A 4,629-nucleotide genomic window follows, 5' to 3' on the forward strand; every position below is an offset into this window, starting at 1 on the left:
CCTCGACCGGGGTTTCCGCTGGCTCCGGCCCGGGCGCCGCGCCGCGCACCGCCCGGGTCGGAGCCAGGTCGAACTCCGGCTCGGCGCCGGATGCCCACTGCGCGGTGGACGGACGGCCGCGCCGGGAGCGCGAGGCCCGGGGCTTCGCGGCCACCGGCTCGGGCTCCTCCGCGACGGCTGCGAACCAGTCCGGCGGCCCGTGCTCGTCCTCCTCCGCGACCGCGGCGAACCAGTCCGGCGGCCCGTAGTCGTCGTCCTCCGGGCCCGCCGGGCCGCCGCCCACCGTGTCGTACTGCGTCAACGGCTCAGGCCTTGGCCGCCGCCGTCTTCTTCGCCGCGGCCGTCTTGGTGGCGGTCGCGGTGATCGGCTTGGCCGCGCCGTCGGCGGCGGCCTCGGCACTCTCCTCGGCCGGCTCCTCCACCTTCGGGCCGATGCCGAGCTTGCCCTTGATCTTCCGCTCGATCTCGTCGGCGAGCTGCGGGTTGTCCCGCAGGAAGTTGCGGGCGTTCTCCTTGCCCTGGCCGAGCTGGTCGCCCTCGTAGGTGTACCAGGCGCCCGACTTGCGGATGAAGCCGTGCTCCACGCCCATGTCGATCAGGCCGCCCTCGCGGCTGATGCCCACGCCGTAGAGGATGTCGAACTCGGCCTGCTTGAACGGCGCGGCGACCTTGTTCTTGACCACCTTGACGCGGGTGCGGTTGCCGACCGCCTCGGTGCCGTCCTTCAGGGTCTCGATCCGGCGGATGTCGAGGCGGACCGAGGCGTAGAACTTCAGCGCCCGGCCACCGGTCGTGGTCTCCGGCGAACCGAACATCACGCCGATCTTCTCGCGCAGCTGGTTGATGAAGATCGCGGTGGTGTTCGACTGGTTCAGCGCACCGGCGATCTTGCGCAGCGCCTGGCTCATCAGCCGGGCCTGCAGACCGACGTGCGAGTCGCCCATCTCGCCCTCGATCTCGGCGCGCGGCACGAGCGCCGCGACCGAGTCGATGATCACCAGGTCGATCGCGCCGGAGCGGATCAGCATGTCGGTGATCTCCAGCGCCTGCTCACCGGTGTCCGGCTGGCTGACCAGCAGGGCGTCGGTGTCCACGCCGAGCTTCTTGGCGTACTCCGGGTCGAGCGCGTGCTCCGCGTCGACGAACGCGACCGTGCCGCCGGCCTTCTGGGCGTTGGCGGCCAGGTGCAGGGTCAGGGTGGTCTTGCCGGAGGACTCGGGGCCGTAGATCTCGACCACGCGGCCACGCGGGATGCCGCCGACCCCGAGGGCGACGTCCAGGGCGGTGGACCCGGTGGAGATCACCTCGACCGGCTCGTTGGCCTTCTCGCCGAGGCGCATCACCGAGCCCTTGCCGAACTGCCGCTCGATCTGGGCGAGCGCGGTCTCAAGGGCCTTCTCGCGATCCGTACCTGCCATGGCTTTTTCCCTCGGGTTCTGTGCTGTGCGCTTCATCGTCCTCGACGCTAGCGCGTCCCACTGACAAACGGGCCCGGCCGGGCTCCGCCTGTGGAAAACTCCACGCCGGAGAGTACAAAGAACATCTGTTCGATTCAAGCGTCGCACGTCCGGGCCCCGCCGCCCCCGGGGACACCCCGGGGGCGGCGCCCCGGGTCACTCCCCGCGCCTCGCCCCGTCCCCGCCGACCATCCGGCGCAGCCGCCGGGCCGCCTCCCGGCGCAGCTCCCGCCGGGCCCGCCGCTGCTCGCCCCGGTCGATCCGCGGGTCGGTGGCCACCTCGTACCGCCGTACGTACGTCCCCACGAAGCCCTGGAGCGTCGCCGCCGCCGGGATCGCGATCACCGCGCCGACCGCGCCGAGCAGCGCCGCGCCCGCGATCACCGAGCCGAAGGCCACCGCCGGGTGCACGTCCACCGTCCGCGCGGTGATCCTCGGCTGCAGCACGTAGTTCTCGATCTGCTGGTACACCACGACGAAGACCAGCACCCAGAGCGCGTCCACGGGCTTCACCGTCAGCGCCACCAGCACCGGCAGCGTCCCGGCCAGGTACGTCCCGAGCGTCGGCACGAACTGCGACATGACGCCGACCCAGACCGCCAGCGCCGCCGCGTACGGCAGGCCGAGCAGTTCGAACATCACCCAGTGCCCGGCGGCCGACACCACCGCGAGCAGCGCCCGGGAGTACAGGTAGCCGCCGGTCTTGGCGAGCGCGATCTCCCAGGCCCGCAGCACCTCGGCCTGCTTGGCGGGCGGCAGCATCGAACAGACCGTCCGGCGCACCCGCGGGCCCTCGGCGGTGAAGTAGAAGGTGAACAGCCCGACCGTGAAGGCCTTGAAGAGCCCGCCGATCACGGTGGACGAGACGCCCCAGGCGTTGTCGGCGGCCTGCTGGACGTAGGTCTCGATGGTGCCGGAATCCTTGAGCAATCGATTCTGCAACTCGCCCAGCGAGAGGTCCTGGTGGAAGGTCCGGTTGATCCAGTCGATCAGGTTGTCGACCAGGTGCGGCAGGTCCCCCGCGAGCTTCGCCACCTGGTCGACCAGCAGGGTGCCGAGCGCGGCGAGGAAGCCCACCACCGCGATCCCGACCGCCACGAACACCAGGAAGGTCCCGACCCCCCGGCGCACCCCCCGCGCGGCCATCCGGTCCACGGCCGGCTCCAACGCCAGCGACAGGAAGAACGACACCAGCAGCATCACGAACAGGTCGATCAGCTGCCGGAACGCCCAGTCCGCGAACTGGAAGGCCCCCACCAGCACCAGGAACAGCACCATCGCCCGCGGCAGCCAGCGCGGCATCCCGCCGCCCCACAGACCCCCACCCGCCGGAGCGCCCTCGGCGTCCCGGTCCGAATTCTTCTGTTCCGCGCTATTTGTCACCCGAACAGTCTGTCCCATGCCCCCGGGGGGCCGGCAGTCAGCGCAGCACCCCGGAGACGCCCTGGGTGTCGCAGACCACCCGCCAGACCTCCTTGGCCTCCCAGCCCGCCTCCAGCGCCTGCCGCACCGTCCGCCCGCCCAGCTCGCTCATCACGTGGTCGGTCGCGAACGACTCCGCGTACCCCTCCCCGAAGTGCGCGTACATCCGTCGCCAGAACTCCGTCAGCCTCATGCCCCAAGTATCCCGGACCGGGCCCGCCACTCCCCGGCCGTCAGCGCGTACTCGACCTCGCCGTGCTCGCTGCCCGGGATCATCTCCGGGTAGTCCTCGTGGAACGTGCGGACGTACGACAGCCCGCTCTTCTCCATCACCCGCCGCGAGCCCGCGTTCACCGCCATGGTGTACGCCACCACCCGCTCCACCCCCAGCTCCGCGAACCCGAGCCGGACCAGCGCCCGCGCCCCCTCCGTCGCGTAGCCGCGCCCCCACGCGGCCTGCCGCAAGCGGTACCCGAGCTCGACCTCCCCGCGCTCGCCCTCCCGCGTCGGCCGGAACTCGAACCACCCCAGGAACGCCCCGCCCGCCCGCTCCTCGGCCGCCCACCAGCCGAGGTCGCCGTAGCGCCGGTAGTGCTCCAGGTAGCGCAGCAGCAGCTCCCCCTCGACCCCCCCCCGCGGACTCGGCTTCCCCCCGGTGAGGAAGCGCATCACCGCAGGGTCCCCGTCCAGCTCCACGAGCCGGTCCGCGTCCGCCGTCGTGAAGCGCCGCAGCACCAGCCGCTCGGTCGTCAGGAACACGGCCGCACCCGAATCCCCCATGCCCCGATCCTCACCCCCGTCCCACCGCCCCGTCACCTGCTTTTCCCCGCCCCACCACCCGAGGGGCGCGCGGGGCGCGGCCCGCGCCCCGTCACCAGGGCAGCACCAGCAGCCCCGCCCCGAAGTACTGCCGTTCCCCGCAGCCCAGGAGCCCCGGGGGGCACCCCGGCGCCGCCGCCCCGGCCAGCAGCGCGGCCAACCCGTCCGCCCCCAGCTCCGGGTGCAGGGCCGCCGCCACCGCCACCGCCCCGGTCACGTGCGCGGCCGCCATCGAGGTCCCCGCCAGCGCCGCGTACCGCCCGTCCGGCCAGTCGGAGACGACCGCCCCCTGCGGCCCGCCGTCCGGGTCGCCGCCGGGCGCGGCCAGCGATACCCGTCCGCGCCCGTAGTTGGAGTAGGCCGCCGGGTGCCCGTCCCGGTTCACCGCCGTGACGGTGACCACCCCGGGCAGCTCACCGGGCAGCCGTACGCACTCCGTGCCCAGGTGACGCAGGGGCGCCGGCCCCGAGACCCGGTCGTTGGGGCTCCGCTCGTCGGTCCGCGAGGCGCCGAGGTCCTGCCCGTCGTTGCCCGCCGAGGCGACCACCACCGCCCCCGCCCGCCGGGCGTACCCGGCGGCCCGCCCGACGGCCGCGATCAGCGCGGCCTGGTCCGCGTCCCCGGGGCAGTTGTACTTCCACGGGTCGGCGAAGTAGCTGTTGTTGACCGCCTTCGCCCCGTGGTCGGCGGCCCAGAGCATGCCGCAGACGATGTTCTCCGCGTAGTACTGCCCGAGCGGCCCGAGCAGTCGGACGGCGGCGATCCGCACCCCGGGCGCCACCCCGGTGACGCCGTGGCCGTCCCGGGTGGCGCCGACGATCCCGGCGACGTGCGTGCCGTGGCCGCTCTCGACCACCCCGGGGTCGGGCCGCCAGGCGCCGGTGCGGGCGTCGGGCCGGCCGTCCGCGCAGGAGGCGGAGGCCTTCGGGTC

At 73.4% G+C, this 4,629-nt stretch carries 6 protein-coding genes; all 6 read right to left on the bottom strand.

Going from position 1 to position 4,629, the window contains the following annotated elements:
* Positions 1-301 (bottom strand): hypothetical protein (locus tag AE652_RS35780; RefSeq protein WP_049659176.1); only part of this gene is annotated, 301 nt, incomplete at its 3' end.
* Between the two features lie 4 nt (positions 302-305).
* Positions 306-1,418 (bottom strand): recombinase RecA, encoded by a 1,113-nt coding sequence (gene recA, locus AE652_RS35785; RefSeq protein ID WP_049659177.1) that lies wholly within the window; start codon positions 1,416-1,418, stop codon positions 306-308.
* Between the two features lie 195 nt (positions 1,419-1,613).
* Positions 1,614-2,840, bottom strand: a complete 1,227-nt coding sequence (locus AE652_RS35790) for an AI-2E family transporter (RefSeq protein ID WP_369808363.1) — start codon at positions 2,838-2,840, stop codon at positions 1,614-1,616.
* Between the two features lie 37 nt (positions 2,841-2,877).
* Entirely contained in the window at positions 2,878-3,072 is a 195-nt protein-coding gene (locus AE652_RS35795) for a DUF3046 domain-containing protein (protein ID WP_049659179.1), read from the bottom strand.
* A complete protein-coding gene (locus tag AE652_RS35800; protein ID WP_049659180.1) occupies positions 3,069-3,659 on the bottom strand; it encodes a GNAT family N-acetyltransferase in 591 nt (196 codons plus the stop codon). Before AE652_RS35800 ends, AE652_RS35795 begins: the two co-directional genes overlap by 4 nt.
* Positions 3,660-3,750: 91 nt before the next feature.
* On the bottom strand, positions 3,751-4,629 hold an 879-nt coding region (locus tag AE652_RS35805), incomplete at its 5' end, for a S8 family serine peptidase (protein ID WP_049659181.1).

Origin of the sequence: Kitasatospora sp. MY 5-36 (assembly GCF_001182915.1) — a bacterium.
GTDB lineage: Bacteria > Actinomycetota > Actinomycetes > Streptomycetales > Streptomycetaceae > Kitasatospora.